Origin of the sequence: Marinilabilia rubra, from assembly GCF_003121985.1 — a bacterium.
GTDB classification, from domain to species: Bacteria; Bacteroidota; Bacteroidia; order Bacteroidales; family Marinilabiliaceae; genus Marinilabilia; species Marinilabilia rubra.
In genome coordinates this window covers 50,098-68,808 of the sequence record NZ_QEWP01000004.1, presented here as the reverse complement: position 1 = coordinate 68,808, position 18,711 = coordinate 50,098, and the positions used below count along the sequence as shown (strand labels likewise).

The 18,711-nt window shown below is 35.7% G+C and carries 19 protein-coding genes; 13 read left to right on the top strand and 6 right to left on the bottom strand.

What is annotated here, in order from left to right; all coding sequences use genetic code 11:
- Nucleotides 1–21 precede the first annotated feature (21 nt).
- From DDZ16_RS06595 to DDZ16_RS06560, 8 genes are all read left to right on the top strand, one after another.
- Entirely contained in the window at nt 22–1,191 is a 1,170-nt protein-coding gene (locus tag DDZ16_RS06595) for a hypothetical protein (RefSeq protein ID WP_109263654.1), read from the top strand.
- 155 nt (nt 1,192–1,346) lie between these two features.
- The gene (locus DDZ16_RS06590; RefSeq protein WP_109263653.1) at nt 1,347–1,655 is read left to right on the top strand and encodes a helix-turn-helix transcriptional regulator; all 309 of its coding nucleotides are present in this window, start codon (nt 1,347–1,349) and stop codon (nt 1,653–1,655) included.
- Nucleotides 1,656–1,733: 78 nt separating this feature from the next.
- Entirely contained in the window at nt 1,734–2,240 is a 507-nt protein-coding gene (locus DDZ16_RS06585) for a hypothetical protein (protein WP_109263652.1), read from the top strand.
- A complete protein-coding gene (locus tag DDZ16_RS06580; protein WP_109263651.1) occupies nt 2,227–2,865 on the top strand; it encodes a P-loop NTPase family protein in 639 nt (212 codons plus the stop codon). Before DDZ16_RS06585 ends, DDZ16_RS06580 begins: the two co-directional genes overlap by 14 nt.
- Before the next feature lie 161 nt (nt 2,866–3,026).
- Entirely contained in the window at nt 3,027–3,650 is a 624-nt protein-coding gene (locus DDZ16_RS06575) for a hypothetical protein (protein WP_146192204.1), read from the top strand.
- 10 nt (nt 3,651–3,660) lie between these two features.
- Entirely contained in the window at nt 3,661–4,494 is an 834-nt protein-coding gene (locus tag DDZ16_RS06570; RefSeq protein ID WP_146192203.1) for a DUF5712 family protein, read from the top strand.
- Between the two features lie 11 nt (nt 4,495–4,505).
- Nucleotides 4,506–5,147: an AAA family ATPase gene (locus DDZ16_RS06565; RefSeq protein WP_109263648.1), complete on the top strand. Its 642-nt coding sequence runs from the start codon at nt 4,506–4,508 to the stop codon at nt 5,145–5,147.
- A gap of 143 nt (nt 5,148–5,290) precedes the next feature.
- Nucleotides 5,291–5,554 (top strand): ribbon-helix-helix domain-containing protein, encoded by a 264-nt coding sequence (locus DDZ16_RS06560; protein WP_109263647.1) that lies wholly within the window; start codon nt 5,291–5,293, stop codon nt 5,552–5,554.
- 11 nt (nt 5,555–5,565) lie between these two features.
- Here DDZ16_RS06560 and DDZ16_RS06555 read toward each other — a convergent pair whose 3' ends face one another.
- On the bottom strand, nt 5,566–6,693 hold the full coding sequence (locus tag DDZ16_RS06555) for a hypothetical protein (protein ID WP_109263646.1): 1,128 nt from the start codon (nt 6,691–6,693) through the stop codon (nt 5,566–5,568).
- Nucleotides 6,694–7,165: 472 nt separating this feature from the next.
- Here DDZ16_RS06555 and DDZ16_RS06550 point away from each other — a divergent pair, with 472 nt between their 5' ends.
- The 5 genes from DDZ16_RS06550 (at nt 7,166) to DDZ16_RS06530 (ending at nt 10,418) form a co-directional block, all read left to right on the top strand.
- Nucleotides 7,166–7,930 (top strand): metallophosphoesterase, encoded by a 765-nt coding sequence (locus tag DDZ16_RS06550; RefSeq protein WP_109263645.1) that lies wholly within the window; start codon nt 7,166–7,168, stop codon nt 7,928–7,930.
- Between the two features lie 317 nt (nt 7,931–8,247).
- Nucleotides 8,248–8,679: a DUF6557 family protein gene (locus tag DDZ16_RS06545; RefSeq protein WP_109263644.1), complete on the top strand. Its 432-nt coding sequence runs from the start codon at nt 8,248–8,250 to the stop codon at nt 8,677–8,679.
- A gap of 67 nt (nt 8,680–8,746) precedes the next feature.
- Nucleotides 8,747–8,926, top strand: coding sequence for a hypothetical protein (locus DDZ16_RS06540; protein ID WP_109263643.1), 180 nt, complete (start codon nt 8,747–8,749; stop codon nt 8,924–8,926).
- Between the two features lie 35 nt (nt 8,927–8,961).
- Entirely contained in the window at nt 8,962–9,603 is a 642-nt protein-coding gene (locus tag DDZ16_RS06535) for a hypothetical protein (RefSeq protein ID WP_109263642.1), read from the top strand.
- A 143-nt stretch (nt 9,604–9,746) separates the two neighbouring features.
- Complete coding sequence (locus tag DDZ16_RS06530; RefSeq protein WP_109263641.1) at nt 9,747–10,418, top strand: hypothetical protein; 672 nt, start codon at nt 9,747–9,749, stop codon at nt 10,416–10,418.
- Between the two features lie 93 nt (nt 10,419–10,511).
- Here the strand turns inward: DDZ16_RS06530 and DDZ16_RS06525 are convergent, their stop codons facing one another.
- The 5 genes from DDZ16_RS06525 to DDZ16_RS06505 form a co-directional block, all read right to left on the bottom strand.
- Complete coding sequence (locus tag DDZ16_RS06525) at nt 10,512–11,270, bottom strand: hypothetical protein (RefSeq protein WP_146192202.1); 759 nt, start codon at nt 11,268–11,270, stop codon at nt 10,512–10,514.
- Between the two features lie 79 nt (nt 11,271–11,349).
- Nucleotides 11,350–12,708: an SIR2 family protein gene (locus tag DDZ16_RS06520; RefSeq protein ID WP_109263639.1), complete on the bottom strand. Its 1,359-nt coding sequence runs from the start codon at nt 12,706–12,708 to the stop codon at nt 11,350–11,352.
- A 12-nt stretch (nt 12,709–12,720) separates the two neighbouring features.
- A complete protein-coding gene (locus DDZ16_RS06515) occupies nt 12,721–15,933 on the bottom strand; it encodes a type I restriction endonuclease subunit R (protein ID WP_109263638.1) in 3,213 nt (1,070 codons plus the stop codon).
- Nucleotides 15,934–15,949: 16 nt separating this feature from the next.
- Nucleotides 15,950–16,300, bottom strand: coding sequence for a hypothetical protein (locus DDZ16_RS06510; RefSeq protein ID WP_109263637.1), 351 nt, complete (start codon nt 16,298–16,300; stop codon nt 15,950–15,952).
- Between the two features lie 2 nt (nt 16,301–16,302).
- Nucleotides 16,303–18,711 (bottom strand): hypothetical protein, encoded by a 2,409-nt coding sequence (locus DDZ16_RS06505; RefSeq protein WP_109263636.1) that lies wholly within the window; start codon nt 18,709–18,711, stop codon nt 16,303–16,305.

Here is an 18,711-nt window from a genome sequence, read left to right as displayed (position 1 = left end):
AATATCCTTAACTGTTTAAGAATGAAAAAAAACACCTCAATCCCAGTTTCTGCACCTACTTTTCAAGATTTTGTCTTACAAAACATTAGAAATTCCACTGATAGGTATACCGCTGAAATTGTTTTATTACAACTTAAGATTGAAGATGACATCCAATTAATGGAATTAGAGAGTTCTGATTTCATCAAACATGAGACATTAAATGAGTTTGATACCAATTTTCTCCATGAGAATTGGCAAAAATTCATTAACCTTTTCGAGAGTTACATTCATACAAAGCCGGATCTACCAGAGTGGCTACAGAAAAATTGTCAAGAACACTATTCAGAGACGTTAAGCCTCATTAGAGAAAAAATACTTAGCCAGTTCGTTAACATTTTGGAAATTTCTAAATTCTGGGAAGAGTATTTTCAAAACGACAAAATATTCAAACTCGGCTTAAGAAGCCAGTCTTCCCATGCCCCCCAGTTCATAAAAGAATATAGTGACCTTTTTTTTAAAGACAACCCTCCTATTCAAGATTTTATCATTCAAATCAATTCAAAATCAACAGTTATTGCGTTTAAAACAATATTTAGGTTATTTATTCTTGAAAAGATTATCCCTACAAGAAAAGAAGAACTATTGAAAGAAATTCAAAGACGAATAAGCACACAAAATGAGGTTATTTTACAAAGCCTTAATAACGAAGAGGAAATTCCTGGTTTGATTAAGTTTTATGAAAAAGTGGAGGCTCAACTTAAACAAATAAAAATCCCAAAATTTCACCTGCATAATAAAGAAAAGGATTTCTCCAAATTTAAAGATATTTGCAAGGACTTCTCGAGAGCCCCTAAACTCTTTGCCTATAAAATTGAAGAGCTTCTTGATTTGGTAGATCAAGAGTCGGAACAAGGATTGGTTTTTGATATTGACCCACAAAAAAAAGAATTATTCTATATCTTTATCGATACAATCAAGGAAAATGCAATAGTTAATAAAAACACAGTTGAAGTTATTGAAAATAGGTTCACCATAGGTGGAAGTAAAATCAAAAATTTCACAAGGACAAAAAGCGACTCCCTTAAAGTTTTTTTCACAAAATTGAAAGTAGACAGTAAAATGAATAACCTTAAATATCAATTATTGAGGCATAAATATTTATGCCATTTTTTGAATAATTTTAAAAAAACTCCCCCCTCCACTCCATAAATAACAACCTGAAGACAAGCAAACTAAACCATCATAATTTGGGATAAAAAATAATCACCTTCCATTATTTTCCTTATTTTCCTTAATTGCCCTTGAATTCATTTTTCAAGGTACAGGCGCCGGTACCCATGTTTAATTTTTTTAACTGAAAAATCATGGGAAATAAACAAACAGAAACTCTCCCTATTGAAGAAAGATTAATAAGGATTGAATCACTCTTACTTTCAAATAAGAAAGTACTCACATTTGATGAAGTTGTAAGTTATACAGGTTTTAAACCCTCGTATCTCTATAAGCTTACAAGCTCTTTTTCCATTCCTCACAGTAAACCAGGAGGTGGCAAGCTCTTTTTCGACAAAGAGGAACTTGATGATTGGCTCTTGGCGAATAAGTGTAAAACCCGAAGTGAAATTGATCAGGAAGCCAGTAATTTCCTGACCAATAAATCACATCGACACTTCTAAACAAAAAAAGCGTTGCTCCCACAACGCTGTTAAATTCAATATTTTTTTTGTACCACAAATATATGGATATACATCCACATGAACAACCAAGCTATGGAAGGTTGGATAAAACTACATCGAAAATTTATGGAACACTGGCTGTATAACGGAAATGATCCTTTTACGAAACGAGAAGCATGGATTCATCTCTTATTGACGGTTAATCACAAAGATATGGATGTGCCTATTGGAGATACTATTTTCACTTGTAAAAGAGGACAAAGTATTAGATCCTTAAATACTTATGCGAAAGATTTCAATTGGACAAAATCAAAAGTTAATAGATTTTTCAAACAGTTGGAAAAGCGGAACATGATTGAAACGGAAGGGCTTCCAAAAACGACACGGATAACCATCTGTAATTACGATTCTTATCAGGGACAGCGAAACGCACATGAAACGCAAGAAGATAAAAATCGAAACGCTCGTGAAACGCTCGTGAAACCAAACAAGAATGAAAAGAATGATTTAGAAATAAAGAAGGAAGAAATTGACTCAAATTCAGAAAATAAAAACTCAAACGATCCCTATTATGTCGAAATATAACATGGATGATGTTTTCCAGTATATAGGTTCAATTGGAAAAACATGGGTTGTAAATTTTCACTTAAATGAGCATGACCGGGAATTATACAGAAGGGTATTCTTTTACTTCTTTAGAGATGAAGAATTTAACAAAATCAACCCAAAGTATGATTTAAACAAAGGACTTTTGATTATGGGAAATGTTGGGGTTGGAAAAAGTCTCATGCTCATGGTTTTCAGAAAGCTTGTAATGGAGTATTTACAAAACCAGGTTTTCACCATTGAAAAAACAATAGATATTACAGGAAATTTCTCTTTAGAAGGTTATTCCATTATTCAACAGCACAGTGATCTTTGTTTTTTCAATAAAAATGGAAGGATGGCTGATCGTGTCCCCAAATCTAAATGCTATGATGATCTGGGCAGTGAAGAACAATTCACAAGTTTTTACGGGACAAAAATAAATGTAATGGAAAAAATCCTGCTTAAGCGATATGATTTTTTCATCACTCATAAAATGAAAACATTTATTACCACAAACCTCTCTCCTACTCAATTAGAATCCAGATATGGAGAACGAGTAATGAGTCGTCTGAGGGAAATGATGAATCCTATCTATTATCCTGGTGAAGACAGACGAAAATAACATTCAAACCCATTAAAAACAAAGGATTCAGCCCCCAATGTTACATGAATAATAGTAATGTAACATCGGGGGCTCCCGGCAAACTCTGTTTGCCAACCATGGATGTAACACTGTTACGTCCCCTCTTGCTTATACCAAATTTAAAACTCAAACAACTGGAAATGAAAATTATACGAATCTCAAATGAAACTCATTCTGCTTTCAAAAATTTATGCATAAGGGAAAAAAAAGGATTAACTGAAGGCACTGAAATAATTATTGCCGGTACACTTAAACGAGGAACTCTAAAGGAGGTCAAAAAAGATGTATTTTCTCAGATCCAATCATTAGAGAATACTTTTCGAAGCTGGATGAAGCAACAAGAAAAGACACATCTCACGGGAATACAGGAGGACTTAATTATTTTATCCCGCCGGCTGAAAGATGTTTCCACCAGAACAGAAACAGAAGCTCTTTTTGAATCCGGAATAACCAGGCTAAATGATACCTCCAAAGCCTCTCTCCGAAAATATGAAGAACTGCTACATGGATATGCAGAAAGGAAAAGCCGGTTTCTTAAGTGGTTGAAAAATTTTCTAATTGCTTCCTCTTCTGCAGTAGCCGTGTATTTTTTCACAATGCTTATACTTGATTACTCTGCAGACAACAAACTAGCAGAATATGATGTATTATCCACCAAATATAAAGCATTGAGAGAATATTGTCGATTTGTTGAGCGGGAACAGAATACAAAAATTCTTGCTCCTTTCGATGAAAAATGGAACCAACTGCAGATACAACCTTAATCCTGACACTATGTATATCAAAGTCATTAACCCCAAACTGCATGGCAACACAACATTCTCCAATACCGGCTCTTGCAGAAACCTTGCTAATTATCTGGGCAAAGAAAATGAAAAGTTGCCTTTGGACGAAAAAGAGTTGTTCTTCAACAATAAAGAAGCCGAACTAAGCAGCAATGCAGTAATTAAAATGATTGACAACAACGTCAAAGGGATTGCCAAAGGAAGAACCAGATTTCATTCGCTGGTAATCGCTCCGGATGCTGAAGAACTAAAGCACATAAAGCACGATTCGAAAGCTTTGAAAGATTACACTTCGGAGGTAATGCGCCAGTATGCTAAATCTTTCAATCTTAAAAATGGCCTGGAGTTAGGTCTTGATGATCTGGTGTGGGCTGCCAAGCTGGAAAAAGAAAGAAACGGGGAAAATAAAAATGGAGATAATATGCATGTCCATGTGATTGTATCCGCAAGGGATAAAGAACAAAACACAAGCCTCTCTCCCAACGTCAACAACAAACAGCGTTTTAACCGGGTACAATTCTATTTAAAATCTGAACGGGCTTTCGATAAAATGTTTGATTACCAAAGAATCGAGAGTCGCCTCCAAACCGATCAAATGCGAAAATATGGAAGTCTTGATGAAAGGGAAAGGTATTTTGCCGAATTGGAATTAAAACAACAAAAGCATCAATCGGCTCAGCAGAATTCGCTTAATACCAACATCCTTCAAAATCTTGTCCAGGGTGCTGATTCAGGATCATCTAAAGGGTATAGAGAAGAAATTGATTACAGCAAGTACCGTAAAATCAAAAAACGAAACAAAAAACGAGGTCCTAAACTTTAAAATTAACAACTATGATAATAAGTATATCATCACTAAAGGGTGGAACTGGAAAATCCACCATATCACAAAACCTGGCGGTATGTTTTGCACATATGGGATATAAAACAATCATTATCGACACTGATACCAACGGATCTTCTCAAAGATGGTCCGGATTGAGACCGGAAGATTACCCGGAAGTTCCTGCGGTATCAATTTCAGATCCCAGAGCATTAAGAAAAAACATCAACCAGATTCAAAAAGATTATGAAATGGTTATTGTGGATGGCACCCCTGCCCTTTCAGAATTGGCCAGTACCATTATTCTTATTTCTGATCTGCTTTTAATTCCAATCAAACCAGGGGTGCTTGATCTTTGGGCTACGGAAAAGTTTATTGAAAAATATGAACAGGCATTAGTTTTAAAGCAGGATATCAATGCCCGGTTTTTATTGAACCAGGTTGATTCGAGAACAAAAATCAGTCACGAGGTTTATGATGTGTTAAAAGATTTCGGGATTGAACCAATGCAATCCCAAATTAATAATCGCATCGCCTATTCTGAAGCGATCATTTCCGGATTAGGTGTTTATGAGTTTAAGGACCCGAAAGCAAAAGATGAGACTATAAAACTTGCCAATGAGACGATTGAAGTCTTGACAAACATGGACTAAAGCATAAAAACATAATAACGTAAAAGCATATTTATGTCCAGACATATTTAAGCTTTTACGTCAAAACACAATTATGTCGCTTAATTCACCGGTCTATAAATGAGATACTATCCTGTTTTTTATAATTCAAGAACCTATTCCAGATGAAGAAAACAAATACACTTAGAGATACCCTTTCAAAGAAAAAAGAGTTGCCGATAAAAGAAAAAAGAGCAAAAAGCATTGAAAAGGAAGTCACAAATATCCATGCTCCTAAAAAGGCTTCTGAGGTATATTTCCGTACAACGGTTTACTTACCCAAACAGCTTCATAAAGAATTAAAGGTTTTTGTTGCTCAAAATGAAGGCCTCTCTTTGAAAGAGTTCATTACTGAAGCTGTGCAGGAAAAGTTGAATAGAAGCAATTAAACTTAGGCTATTCAAATGAAATTAAACTGACTAACCGTTAATGCTTCGATAGATGGCCGGGTTTTAAAGCCTTCCTCCCCTATCTGCAAAACAGAATCAAAAAAATAACGGCTCATTTCTGATTGTTTGCATCCCCAGGGCCGATTGTAAGGCCTTAAAGTCCAGCCATTGGCCTTGAATTTGTCACGACTTCGACGACAATTGTAAATCACCGCATTGGCAGCATATTGGCGATTATTGTTCTTGGTATAAAAGCGGCAGGCAGAATTCACAGCGTTGTAAATAAGGTGATATACCTGGCCCAGGGAATAGTCTTGCAAAAGATCTGAAAGTATTTCATCCACCACCTCTCCCTGCTTCAATTCAAATCCGCTGTCTGACATTTGAAATTCTAATAGTTCCCGGGCTTCGTCCAAAATTATTTTCTTCCATAATTTGTATTGATCTTCAATAGATGATTCCAACCTTTTTTCAGGAAGCAACAACTTTTTAGCGATCTTTTCATCAAAGCCGTAGAATAATTCACATGCCCCCTTATCTTCTATACCTAAAACAGATAAAATCCTATCTATCTCTGATTTATTGGGATACATTTTAAAATCTCTGAGGTTTCCTCCGTCAACCTTGGTGAAATCCTCTGAAATAGCATTCGCTACCAATGAGCCCAAAAACACTTTTACATCAAAATCGAGGGATTCATATCTTTCGGAAGTGACATCAATAATACCATGAGCTTCTAAATCAGGAGGAATAGCATGCCAATAGGCCCATTCGGCTTCCTCCTGTTCACGTCTTAACCGCTCAAATTCCAGTGCTCTCAATCTATTCTCAGGGCAGAAATCTTCAAACATAGGAGTTTCACAAACCGGACAATAAGGATTTGAGAGCTTCCCTCTAATGGTGTGGGAGACCCACGACACCGCTTTACATTCAGGACAAACATTCTCAGAGTGAAGAGCCGGAGGTAAATAAGTCCTAAATTCAGAAATATTTACCTGTTCAAGGCCATACTTTTCAATAATATCAAGGATTTTAAGTTCTTTTTCGTGATAATCCTGAATTACATTTTCGATTTCTTCAGAGGTAAGACCGGACAAATAAGAGCTAATGTCCGGTCGGATGGTTTTGTATTCTTCCATAGACCTGTTTTTAGGCCCACAAAAAAGTGGGTGTGAACCTTCGCGTTATATAGCCTTAGAAGGCACCGCCAAGCACCCGAGAGAACTAAATAAGCGAAAGGAACACACCCATATCAGGTGCGTTCACTTCCTGGCTTCTCTCTCTCGTAAAAATTGGCGGTTTTTCTAAGGAGAAGCTTTAGTGACGCAATACCATTATCTATCACAAAAATAAGAAATCCTAAGCAACAAATCCTTCTATTTGTGGTTAATTTCTAAAACTAACCACCCCTTCCCTTATGTCCTTCACAGCAGAAAACAGAAAAAGCGAAAAAAGGAATTTGGGAAAAAGAGAATTTTCTATTTTTCCGGAAATAGAAAAAGATTAAAAAATTAATTTCCATTTTTCTCCTTCAATACGCTCCGGAATTCAGTCGTTTATTCCATCAAAATTTATAAATTTGATCTATTCATTTAACCGATTTCAATCTATATGAAGATTCAATACTGCTCAGATCTGCATCTCGAATTTGCCCAAAATGCACTTTTTTTGCATAAAAACCCTATCAAATCTATTGGGGATATTCTTATTTTAGCTGGAGACATTACTTATTGGGGTAAAAAGCATTTCAACCACTGGTTTTTCGATTATGTCTCCGACAATTTCAAAGCTGTTTATTATATCCCCGGGAATCATGAGTTCTATACCGGAAAGGAAGTGCAGATACTAGACAAGCCGGTATTTGAACCACTGAGGGAGAATGTTTTTCTGGTCAACAATAAGGTAATCCATGTAGAGGGAACAGATTTTTTCTTCACTGCATTCTGGTCTCACATTCCTATTAGTGAGTCATTAATTGTTGAGCGAGGCATCAACGATTTTTACAAAATAAGGCATAAGGGGAAGAAATTAAGAAGTGATGATTTCAACAGACTACATGAAGAAAGCCTGGACTTTTTAAGTCGCGAGCTTCAAAATTCTACTGCAAACAAAAAAATTGTAGTCACCCACCATATTCCAACACAGTTGTGTAACCCTGAGCAATTCAAAAATTCAATGATTAATCCTGCTTTTGTCTCGGAGCATTATGATTTTATTTTCGATAGCCATATTGATTACTGGATATACGGACATCATCATGTGAATATGCCGGAAGCTGAAATAAATGGCACAAAGCTTTTGACCAACCAGTTGGGATATGTGCATTTAGGAGAACATCATTCTTATCGAAGAAATGCTGTAATTGAAATTGAATAAACCCAGAAACGAGAATATTGGTAGTATGCAAAGCAATTACAGAATACTTACATCTATCTAATAAAAAAATGCTCTCCCCTATCACTTGCACCCAAAAAAGAAAGGCCTGCCGGCATTCCGACAGACCTATCTAACCTTAACCCTAACCCAAGTGCTAAAATATACCAGATACTTGAGTTATGCAAATATGATTTTGTTATCCTTCATCAATGGCTATAGCAGAATCAAAAACAAGGACTACAGATAATCAAAATTCATTTTTCACTCAGAAATTTTTTTGATAATTTCATGCTAAATCCCTTATTTTACTATTTACCATGACTTTGAAAGAACTCTATAACAATACAAACTGGCCATCAGTAAGGGAAAAACTCTTTTCATTATACCCGGATCTAAAGAAAAAAGAAACCGGCTATCAAAAAGTTTATGAACAATTATCCTTAATTGAGCCACAGAAAAGCACTTCTGAAATTTTATTAAGTTTCATTGAGGAAAAGGAGCCGGAATACGACTCTTATATCCACGTATCAGCGATTGAGACCAATTCGAATCCCCCAGAATCATATAGTCCGATGTTCTCTTCCTGGGAAGAATGGATGGGAATGTCCATCAATGAAACAACTCTAAAAGACTATTCCGCCTCGGAAATACTGGCCCATTGCCTCCTTGAAATGACATTGACCGGATTTGACCCGGAGACTAGAAAGAGGACTGAAGACGAACTGTATAAGCAAAGTCTCCAAATGTGAAAAAACGGCTGATTGCATATTACTACCGGAAAAATGCCATAATTGGAAAAAATATTAAAAAGGCGTTATGAAAAAAGAAAGGGGAAAAGAGAATAATGATCAGTCCTTTGATAACTCAGGAGATTCTTCAAAAAAGAATGTTCGACAAGGCTGGGATAATGCAGCCAGGGAGGCCCATGAAAATGGAGATGACAAGTTAATGCTTGATTTTGATGAGGATTTTGAACAGGATGGATGGATATGGTAATGCTACGTAAACATTGGACTTTATACAAAAATTAAATGCTGGAAAATTTTGACATATTATCAAAGTGGTTCGTTGCGACTGCAAGCTTATTGACAGTTCTTTTGAAAGTACTTGACTCACTTTCAAAAGAAAGGCGAAAAAAATCACTTGCGGACGACCTGAAGTTAATTAGAGACTTGCTTGACCGTAAAACACATGAATCCGATGTTATTTCAGAAGAACTATACTTTCAGAAGATTGAAGAATATATTTTGCTCAGTGATTCGAGATTTAAGTGGTTCAACACTCTATACGCCCTCTTGCTATTTGTAGGATTTGGATATTGGACAATCTACCTCATAGATAATTCCAATGACTTCAATCCGTGGAGCCTGTTAACAGCTCTAATAAGTATTGTTGGAGTTGGATTGCTGCTGGATACCGATTTTAAATCGAAACAAAAAGATAAGAAACTATTTAGCATCGAAATTCTTAAAGGAATATATACTGGAATAATCATGTTATTGTTTTCCACAGTCTCCGCTTTAGTTCTATTGTTAAATTTTTCAGGATACACAAATTGGTACATAATTCCAGGTGTTTTACTTCCACTAAGTTTAAAGGTAATTCACGATAGTATTGAAATAAAAAAAAACAAACTCCCAACAATTCATGAGAAAACTATAGGAGGACAATGATTTAATCTATACTCGTTTTTTGTGCCTGTTATTGTCACGGCCGAAAAATAAAGTGCTTCGAAAAAACGCATATTTTTTTAGCTGCAACACTTCTATATTATAGAAAGACGATTGATTCTGCGAACCCCCAAAGGCCTTGAAAAATGAGAATAATACCGACAATAGAAAAATACTTAATCGGAATAATGACAGACGAGTTTCATCGATTTACTTCATGGGATAATTGTCATCAAGCGTTTTCCGCATCTCAGCAAACCGAGATTCATTCATTAGAATTAGCTTTTTATTTAGCAAGTTGGGGAATGTATAGAGGCTCGAGTGGCTTATTGCAGAAAAATCATTTAATCCATAGAGGCGCGGTTAATATTTTGTTTTCGCATGAAAGCCAGAAATTAAAGTGCAACTCAAAAAATGATGTGGTGAGAAGCAATATCCCTGACATACTGAACTTAAAGATTAAATTGGCTAACCATTACAGAAATATATATTTCACAAAAGGAGAAGAAAAACCAAAATCAATTTCACCGACGGATACATTGCTGAGTAAGATCCTACTAGGAACTTTGGGGTGCGTTCCAGCTTTCGACAGGTATTTCATTGATGGCCTAAAAGAAATTAAGATACAAAACAAAGTGTTTGATGACGCTTCATTGGATGAGTTGTTTGATTTTGTTGAGGAAAATAGGACTGAAATAAAGGATGCTCAAAAACTGATACTTACAAAAATAAATAAGTTCTACCCAATAATGAAAATCTTGGATATGTATTTTTGGCAAATAGGGTATGACAAAGAATTGATGCAAAAACAAGGATAGGAGATGCTATATGAAGATTTCGTAAATGCATATCCTGTCTGTCACGAAGTAGGCCTGTAGTGAAGAAGTAATCAAGAAAGATGACTTCGGGAACTATTCTTTTAGTTTTTTAAGTTCTTGGCCCACTTCAATCCAAAATTTATTGGAAATGCCGAAGGCTGTTGGATGGGGAATCACAACATAAACAGTATTTTCCCTTTTCTTAAGGTAAACAGCATGCTTTTTGTGAAGGTGAATCTTTGAATCTTCAGAAAAGCTTATTCCGGCGATCTGATGCCAATAGTCTAAGTATTCTTTATCAGTCGAATAAAAAATCACAACCTTGGGGTAATGTTCTTGAATTAATTTCCTTATTTTGTTGATCCGGATTTCAGTTAGTGCTTGTTTGTAAGATTTTCTATCTTTTAAATACTCGATATCAGACCATTCTGAAATCTCAAACTTTTTGGAAGAAGGAGAGGAAATAGGGAAAAGTTCTAAAAGGCAATTTGGGCTGTTAAATCTTCCAAGCCATTCACTTTGGTATTTTTTGATTATTGAGCAGTTTTTCCCGTCATACGCTCCATTAGATGCCAATTGCAATTTTATTAAACCAGCCCATGTTCTTTGCAATTTGAATTTCCTGGACGTATGATCAAAGAATCTGGATAAAACGGCATTAGATGTTTCGGGTGACTTGTAGGAAAAAATCCTGTCATGGAATTCATACAAGTCTGCAACTTCACTTTTATTGCTTGCTTTCCATGCATTTAGCCTTGCTTCAATATCTTTTTGGGATTCTCCTCCAGCTTCTTCTTTCCCGATAAACCAAAAATCACTGCCAAGATTACCATATCCATAGAATTTTTTCAAATACTCTTCGAGGGTATCCTTTTGTATCTTTGTCATAAATAAAGATTTAGATTCTAAACCATTACCGAAGGATTTCTTATTATAAGTCCATTTTTAACCATTCTTCATTTTCCAAAAAGCCATCAAAGCCATCCAAATAAAATCCTCGAATAATTTGCTCGCCTTTAGATAAATGCCAATAAGGATTGTCTTCATTGTTTTGAAAATCAGGTAAGCCCGCCACCGTTACTTCTTTTAAATCGTCTATATTAGAATACTCTCGGCTGCTGAAGAAATCATCCGGGTTTGCATTTTTTGTAATATGATAAAAACTGAATTTTGGTTTATTCAAAATCGTCTTAAGTACCCTATTTATATGTATATCATTGAATGAATAGCCGATGGAAATTAGTAATTCAGAGTCCAGGCAATCCCTCATAAATGCATAATTAAAATAATTAATAGGCTCTAGAGAAACCCTTTGAACTTTATTGTAGCCAGTTATTATATTAGACGAAATAAGTGTCTGACCAGGATTCACTTGTTCAAGCGTAGGCCAACTTATTCCAGGAAAAGTTTGATTTGGATAGCAATAAAAATTATTTCCTCTATTCGGAAGAATCATATCTTTATCCCAACATAATGAGCCATGAAGATTATAATAGGTAATATTATCCGAATCTTCATAAATTCTTTGCGGCTGATAAGAATAATATTCATAATAATCATCTCCTGAATTATCAGAAAAACCGTCAAAAACTTTACATTGGTTTCCTAATGTTTTTTGTAATAATCGATCATAGTTTGTTGTGTAGATTCTTATTTTAGTGTTTTTGCTATTCAAAAAACGAATAAACTGTATTAGTGAATTGTTCAGATTTGAGTTTTCATGAATAGTATAGGAATATTCTTCTATTCTCCTAGCAATTAAACTAAGGAAGTGGTTATATAACTTAAAAAAGAAAATTCTTTGAATGTTGCTTCTTTCTTCTACATCTCCAAATGGAGCTTCTGCTGGAATACGCAATATTACGCGCCCATTTTCTAGTTCCTGAGAAACTTGGAAGTCCATAATCTCTGATATCCATTCTTTTACTTCAAAGCCAGAAGGCATGAAAGAAGTATTGCTGGGACTTCTATATCCTTCATTTGTTTCAGAAAAAACATATTCAACTAATGTTTCTAAAAAACCGAGAAACGTTTCAAAATTAACTTCCTCATTAGAAGTATAAAACTCTCGAAGCTTATCAAAAATAAACCTGCCTACTGGAATATGATCTGTAGTTGTTTTATACTTATTATTCTCTATTATTACAGATTCTAAATCATTAGCCAATGGGCCACCCCATGGTTTAGCCCCTCCTGCACCAAGCAATATTACAATAGTTTTCCTTTTGCGGTCGCGATGGATTCTTTTGATTATCCTTTTTGCTAGCTTCCCATTTCTTGATAATTTCATATTGGTTAATCTTCACTTCTGCCACTTCTTAAAATTCTCAGCCTGTTCAAAAATCTCCTTATAAACCTCGTCCCGGTCAACCGGTGGATAATCATTTTCGGCCAGGAGAATGATTAAACCGACTTTCAGTTCGGCTTTTATGTCATCTCTTTTGCTCCAATCGGTGTATTTGGCTTTGTCGTCAACAACTTTTTTTACCTCCGCAGCTAAATGAATAAGTTTTTCTTCGGGATAGGTAAAATCGTACTTGACGGTCAGAGATTTTAGAATGTCGTAGAAGGCTTTTTCTTCGAAGTCTATTCCCAGTTCATAAAATGACTCCTTTTCCTTTTTAAGGGCATGGAACAGGTCGATTATTTCGTCTGTAAAGTCTTCCAGAACTTCACTCCTCAAAACGTCACTTTCTTTGCGTTCGTTGTATTTTTCAACGAGACGTTGCATCTTTTGGGAAAAATCAATTCCCTGAATCCGGTTAACCTTCTTAAACTCCTCAATAGCCTTGGCCAACAGTTGCTGTAGTAATTTTATTTTGGTATTTGGGAGCTTTATTTTCTCAATTTTTGCCAGATAGTCCTCGTCAAAGATGTCCGTTTCTGCATTTTTGTCTTCATTCAACTTGAATATCTCCTCCACCCCGTCACTGGCAAGCGCATCTTTTATCATTTCACGCACTTTGGTATTCATCTGTGCGGTATCAGGAGCCGTTCCTTTGGTAAGTTTGAAAACTATGGAGCGAACGGCCAGATAAAAATGGACGTAGTCTTTCTCTTCTTGGCTCAGTTTTTCGCTGGCTGAACAAATGTCATAAGCTGCTTTTAAGCGCTTCACCAGGAACATAAACCGCTTTTCCAGCTCATTGGTCATCTGGACAAATTCGGCTGCCATATTCAGCGTATTGAGTTGTTCAACCGGACTGCCGGAAAAGTATTTCGTGCTGTCAAATTTATGGAAAATTCTTCCCAGCAAATCCAGATGGTCTTTGACCACTACGACAGATTGCTCTATATCCTCAAAGTTATGGGTATCGGCCTTGTTGTAATGTGCCAGGGCCAGATTCATCTGTTTTTTAATGCCGATGTAATCTACCACCAGACCTTTTTCCTTGCCTTCAACCTTTCGGTTTACTCTCGATATGGTTTGAATCAGGTTATGGCGTTGAATTGGCTTGTCAATATAAATGGTATCCAGGAATGGCACATCAAAACCGGTCAGCCACATATCCACAACGATGGCAATTTTAAAATTTGACTTTTCATTCTTAAACTGCCTGTCCAGTTCTTTGCGATATTCTTTAGTGCCAAGTATATTGTACAATTCTTCCGGGTCGTCTTTACCACGAGTCATCACCATTTTGATGCGCTCCATGGGTTTAATCTCTCTTTGCTCCTTTTCCGAAAGTTCAACTCCGGGTTCAGCAACCATCACTTCAGCCCATTCGGGACGCAGTTTAATGATGTTTTTATAGAATTCATAAGCAATCGGACGGCTGCTGCAGACAAATATGGCTTTACCCTTAATGGTTGCTCCTTCGGCCACTCTGGTCTCATAGTGCGTAACGAAATCTTCTGCCAATGCTTTCAGCCGGTCGGGATCTCCCAATATCACATTCATATTGGTGACTGCCTTCTTGCTTTCCTCTATCTGATACTCATTGGTTCCCTCCTCCGCACATCTATTGTAATAATCCTCTATCTTTTGGAGTTCACTGTTATTCAACAGAACCTTGGCAGCTCTGCCTTCATAAACAATCCGGACGGTTATTTCATCTTTTACCGATTCGGTCATGGTATAGGCATCCACCACCTCACCAAAAACATCCAGAGTAGCATCAATTGGGGTTCCTGTGAAACCTACATAAGTTGCATTGGGCAATGAATCGTGAAGATATTTTGCAAACCCATAGCTTTTGGTGACTCCGTTTGATGTTACTCTTACTTTTTGATCAAGATTGGTCTGGCTTCGGTGTGCTTCATCCGATATACAGATTACATTGCAGCGATTACTTAGTAAGTCGGTATCCTCGGTAAATTTATGGATGGTCGTCAGGAAAACACCCCCGCTCTGAATGTTTTGTAACCGCTCCTTTAATTCAGCCCTGCTTTCCACACTAATTACGTTATTGTCGCCAATGTATTCTTTAGCATTGGTAAATTGTTCCGACAGCTGATCATCCAGGTCGGTACGGTCGGTAATCAGCACAATAGTGGGACTACTCAGCAGTTCGCTGCGCATCAACAAGCGGGTAAGAAAAAGCATGGTGTAACTCTTGCCACATCCGGTAGCTCCAAAGTAAGTACCTCCTTTCCCATCTCCTTCGGGTTTTTGGTGGCTGATGATATTCTGAAACAACTTTTTAGCACCGTAATATTGTGGGTAGCGACAAAGTATTTTGTCTTCTTTCTTGGAGGAATCCGGCAGAAAAATAAAATTCCGGATAATGTCTCGTAAAGTGGTTGTGTTAAGCATACCACCTATAAGCGTATAAAGCGAACTGATTCCATCCTGCTCCATCTTTTGTCGGTCAGGCTCCGACCGCCAGGCATAGAAAAACTCATAAGGGGCAAAGAACGAACCGGCTTTGTTGTTTACACCATCCGATATAACACAAAAAGCATTGTATTTAAATAGCTCCGGGATGTCTCTTTTGTAACGTGTCGTCAGTTGAACATAGGCATCATGAATGGTGCATTCTTCGCGAATAGCAGTTTTAAATTCAAAAACCACCAGCGGCAAACCATTTATGTAAATGATTCCGTCAGGGATGCGTTTTTCAAAACCAACAATCTCAAACTGATTTGCAAATTTATAAATGTTTTGATCACTATAAGGGTCAGGTGTGGTCTCGGAAATTTGGGGAAGACTCTCAGGCTTCGGTTCACGTAAAGCGGCAAGTCCATTGAAATCAATCAACTGGATATACAGATCTTTTTGTGAGCGGTCTTCACGCTTGAGGATAAAACCTTCCGAAACCAACTTCATGATGGCCTTGTTGCTCTCGTAAAGGTCGGAAGCAGCATAGCTTTTGAGTTGCTGAATGATGCGGGTTACTTCCTGGCCAGTCAGCTTTTCGTTTTCGTATTTAGAAAGAAGAAAATTTCGTAAGTCAGTCTCTATGATTACTTCATCCGGAGATCGTTGAATATCGCCACCAGGTACATATTCAAAACCCTGTTTATAGATGAGTTCTATAAAGGCTTGTTCTAATTTTTCTTCGGTGAATTTCATATCTAAATTGGGTTACTTAAAACGGCAAATCGTCATTATCAGATAAATCTTCCTCATTCTCAAATTCAATGTCAATTTGTTCTTCTTCATCAGGTTCCTCCATGGATTTAACTGTATTGTTGTATTCTTCGACAATGGAATCAATTGTTGCCAATATTAGCTGGGTGGTATTGTCTTCACCTTTATCATTATCCTCTTTAGGACTTAACAAAGATCTACTGTCCATTAATTTCGTCAATGCTGTAACAAGTCTTGTAAAATCAACATCTCCTGAGAAATCAATAGTAACGGGACTGGAGGTTATTCCGGTAATATTAATTAATTTACTTTCACTGTCAATTTTTAGACTATACTCGATTGTATTCATACCTATTGAGTTAAAATGCTTTTAATACCATATTTATCAGAACGTTTCTTGAAAATATATTCACCCCCATCTAGAGTGTCACAAATCTCTTTCTGGGCTGTTTTATCTTCTAATTTAAATTGCTTATAACAAATCTTATTATTGGAGTTCTGAGCCAGGATAATAGTTTCTGCGTCTCCATAAACAACTATTGATGGATTATGTGTTACTAAAAATATTTGCTTCTCATGCTTAATTTGCCTCAAAAGATTAACCAAATCATTTGAAATAAACCTGTTTCCTAGATTATCTTCTGGTTGGTCAATTATGATAATTTTGGTGCTGGCTTGTTTTAAAATAATTTCCAAGTATTTTTCCGAATTAAAACCGGGGCTTTTTTCCTTAGAAGTTTCGTTATCTGGATACTTCAAAAAATCATTAGGAGAAAGCATTAACTTTTTAATTCTATTTAATTGGGATTCAACCTTCTTCCCAAAAGAATCTGGTTTTATATTCTGATAGCTTTTAACTGTTGTTTCTCTATTTAAAAGCCGTAATATATTCTGATAGATACTTATTTCACTGTAGGAATTAAGAATTGAATCAATCAATTCTTCCTTTAGAGCTGCATCTTCACTTACTTCTAGAACCAATTTTATATCCTCATATAGTTCTAATTCTTTGCAAAGAGCATAATCGAAGTTTTCAATTTCATCCGATAAAGATTTTAATTGAGCATATCTTTCAAACTTCGATTTGACAGTTTCTTTCAATTTATTCAATTCTTGTTTCCCTATATGCTTAGCAATGGATTTTATATTTAATTTTTCATTGGCTTTATCAATTAATAGGTTTACTGATTCAATGAATTTAATCTTACTGTTCGTTATTTTTTTCAATTCAGTTATCTCTGAATTTTTCCATTCCAATAATTCTTTAAAATCATCTTTTATTTTATTTTGCTCATCATTAAGGGTTATTAATGTATGGTTTTCAAATTGTGAAATATTTGTTTTAAGTGTTTCTATAATACCTTGTATCTGATTAATCTTTTCTGAAACGTCAATAGCTGATATTAATTCCTGATAATTAAGATTAAATGTAACTTGACGACCAAGTATGCTTTCGATGGTTTTTGCATGTAAAACATGTGTTTTGTTTAATGTTTCGTCATAAGCATTACTATAAGCAGCTACGAGGTTATTCTGTATTTCGTTCAATCTATTATTATGGTGCTTAAATTCATCAAGAACAGATTGATATTCTTCCTTTTTGCCCACTTTGAAAGCTAATTCTTTAAGTACTTTTCTTTCAAAATATCTAACTATTTCACCTTGACTGATCCTAATTATATCTTCCTTGTTAATTGAAGTAATATCTTTAAACCCTCCGTCGTTTATAGTTTTGATTATTGTCCTATAATGAGGCAAATCATAAGCGGCATCAACCTCAAGAGAATCTATGCTCTTACACAGAAGCCATAATAATAAGCTCTTACCGCTTGAACGACCACCGATAATTACATTAAGTGACGGACTAAATTCAATTTCAACTTCGTCAATCAATTCACAATTATCTATCCTGAATCTTTCTATTCTTGAGCCATTTAAACGTATCGATTCATGCTGTTGGCTTGACATTATTCTGGACTCCGGGTCAATAAAAGCAAGCCTTAGAGTTTCATAATTTTTACTCCCTTTAACATAGTAGAAATCATGATTTCCAGAATTACCCTTGTTTTTACATGGATAATTATTGATATTATGATTATCGGAGAAATTAATATAGGCAATATCTTTTTTTGCCCTGTGCTGTGTGGGCTTCTTTCTATCAAATCCTGCTGAATATATTTGTCGCGTTTCTTCCTTTGATACTTTTTCTAATGCACTTTGCATTAGTATCACCATTTTTTGAGCATCTTCTATTTCATTTCTTCCATGAGCGGCAACAATACTCTGTGTGTTTCCTGCATGTGGAATAAAAAAGAAATCTTCACCAAAAAAAATATCAGATATTTCATCAAAAGTAAGTTTTCTTTCAAGAGCACATAATCCTTTCCCGGCATATTTTTCTTCAAGGGCTTTATTTATTTTCCTTACACCTTCAACATCTGAATATTTAAAAATTAAGAGTGAATGATAATTTGTTGTTTCTCCAGTCTCTCTTAACTTTTCTATATCCAATTCAACACCAACAAGCAATAAAGGATCTGTTTCGGAATTATATTTGGAATAATATTCTTCATATGCCTCAACATTGATTATATTGTGGTCGGTCAAGGAAAATACATCAACCTTATTATCAATTAATTTGGAATACAAGACATCTACAGAGAACAAACCTGAGTAATCACCAGATTTGGTTTCTTTGCTTTTATCTGTATGAATGTGTAAATCAATTTTATGCCAATCGGAATAAGGTTTGTTTATCAT

What these genes read in the sequence shown, in the direction of transcription:
- DDZ16_RS06575 (WP_146192204.1), top strand. Translation starts at nt 3,027, where the DNA reads ATGAAAATTATACGAATCTCAAATGAAACTCATTCTGCTTTCAAAAAT.
- DDZ16_RS06530 (WP_109263641.1), top strand. Translation starts at nt 9,747, where the DNA reads ATGAGAATAATACCGACAATAGAAAAATACTTAATCGGAATAATGACA.
- DDZ16_RS06545 (WP_109263644.1), top strand. Translation starts at nt 8,248, where the DNA reads ATGACTTTGAAAGAACTCTATAACAATACAAACTGGCCATCAGTAAGG.
- DDZ16_RS06535 (WP_109263642.1), top strand. Translation starts at nt 8,962, where the DNA reads ATGCTGGAAAATTTTGACATATTATCAAAGTGGTTCGTTGCGACTGCA.
- DDZ16_RS06560 (WP_109263647.1), top strand. Translation starts at nt 5,291, where the DNA reads ATGAAGAAAACAAATACACTTAGAGATACCCTTTCAAAGAAAAAAGAG.
- DDZ16_RS06550 (WP_109263645.1), top strand. Translation starts at nt 7,166, where the DNA reads ATGAAGATTCAATACTGCTCAGATCTGCATCTCGAATTTGCCCAAAAT.
- DDZ16_RS06505 (WP_109263636.1), bottom strand. Translation starts at nt 18,711, where the DNA reads ATGATAAACAAACCTTATTCCGATTGGCATAAAATTGATTTACACATT.
- DDZ16_RS06595 (WP_109263654.1), top strand. Translation starts at nt 22, where the DNA reads ATGAAAAAAAACACCTCAATCCCAGTTTCTGCACCTACTTTTCAAGAT.
- DDZ16_RS06510 (WP_109263637.1), bottom strand. Translation starts at nt 16,300, where the DNA reads ATGAATACAATCGAGTATAGTCTAAAAATTGACAGTGAAAGTAAATTA.
- DDZ16_RS06565 (WP_109263648.1), top strand. Translation starts at nt 4,506, where the DNA reads ATGATAATAAGTATATCATCACTAAAGGGTGGAACTGGAAAATCCACC.
- DDZ16_RS06555 (WP_109263646.1), bottom strand. Translation starts at nt 6,693, where the DNA reads ATGGAAGAATACAAAACCATCCGACCGGACATTAGCTCTTATTTGTCC.
- DDZ16_RS06540 (WP_109263643.1), top strand. Translation starts at nt 8,747, where the DNA reads ATGAAAAAAGAAAGGGGAAAAGAGAATAATGATCAGTCCTTTGATAAC.
- DDZ16_RS06515 (WP_109263638.1), bottom strand. Translation starts at nt 15,933, where the DNA reads ATGAAATTCACCGAAGAAAAATTAGAACAAGCCTTTATAGAACTCATC.
- DDZ16_RS06570 (WP_146192203.1), top strand. Translation starts at nt 3,661, where the DNA reads ATGTATATCAAAGTCATTAACCCCAAACTGCATGGCAACACAACATTC.
- DDZ16_RS06585 (WP_109263652.1), top strand. Translation starts at nt 1,734, where the DNA reads ATGAACAACCAAGCTATGGAAGGTTGGATAAAACTACATCGAAAATTT.
- DDZ16_RS06580 (WP_109263651.1), top strand. Translation starts at nt 2,227, where the DNA reads ATGTCGAAATATAACATGGATGATGTTTTCCAGTATATAGGTTCAATT.
- DDZ16_RS06590 (WP_109263653.1), top strand. Translation starts at nt 1,347, where the DNA reads ATGGGAAATAAACAAACAGAAACTCTCCCTATTGAAGAAAGATTAATA.
- DDZ16_RS06520 (WP_109263639.1), bottom strand. Translation starts at nt 12,708, where the DNA reads ATGAAATTATCAAGAAATGGGAAGCTAGCAAAAAGGATAATCAAAAGA.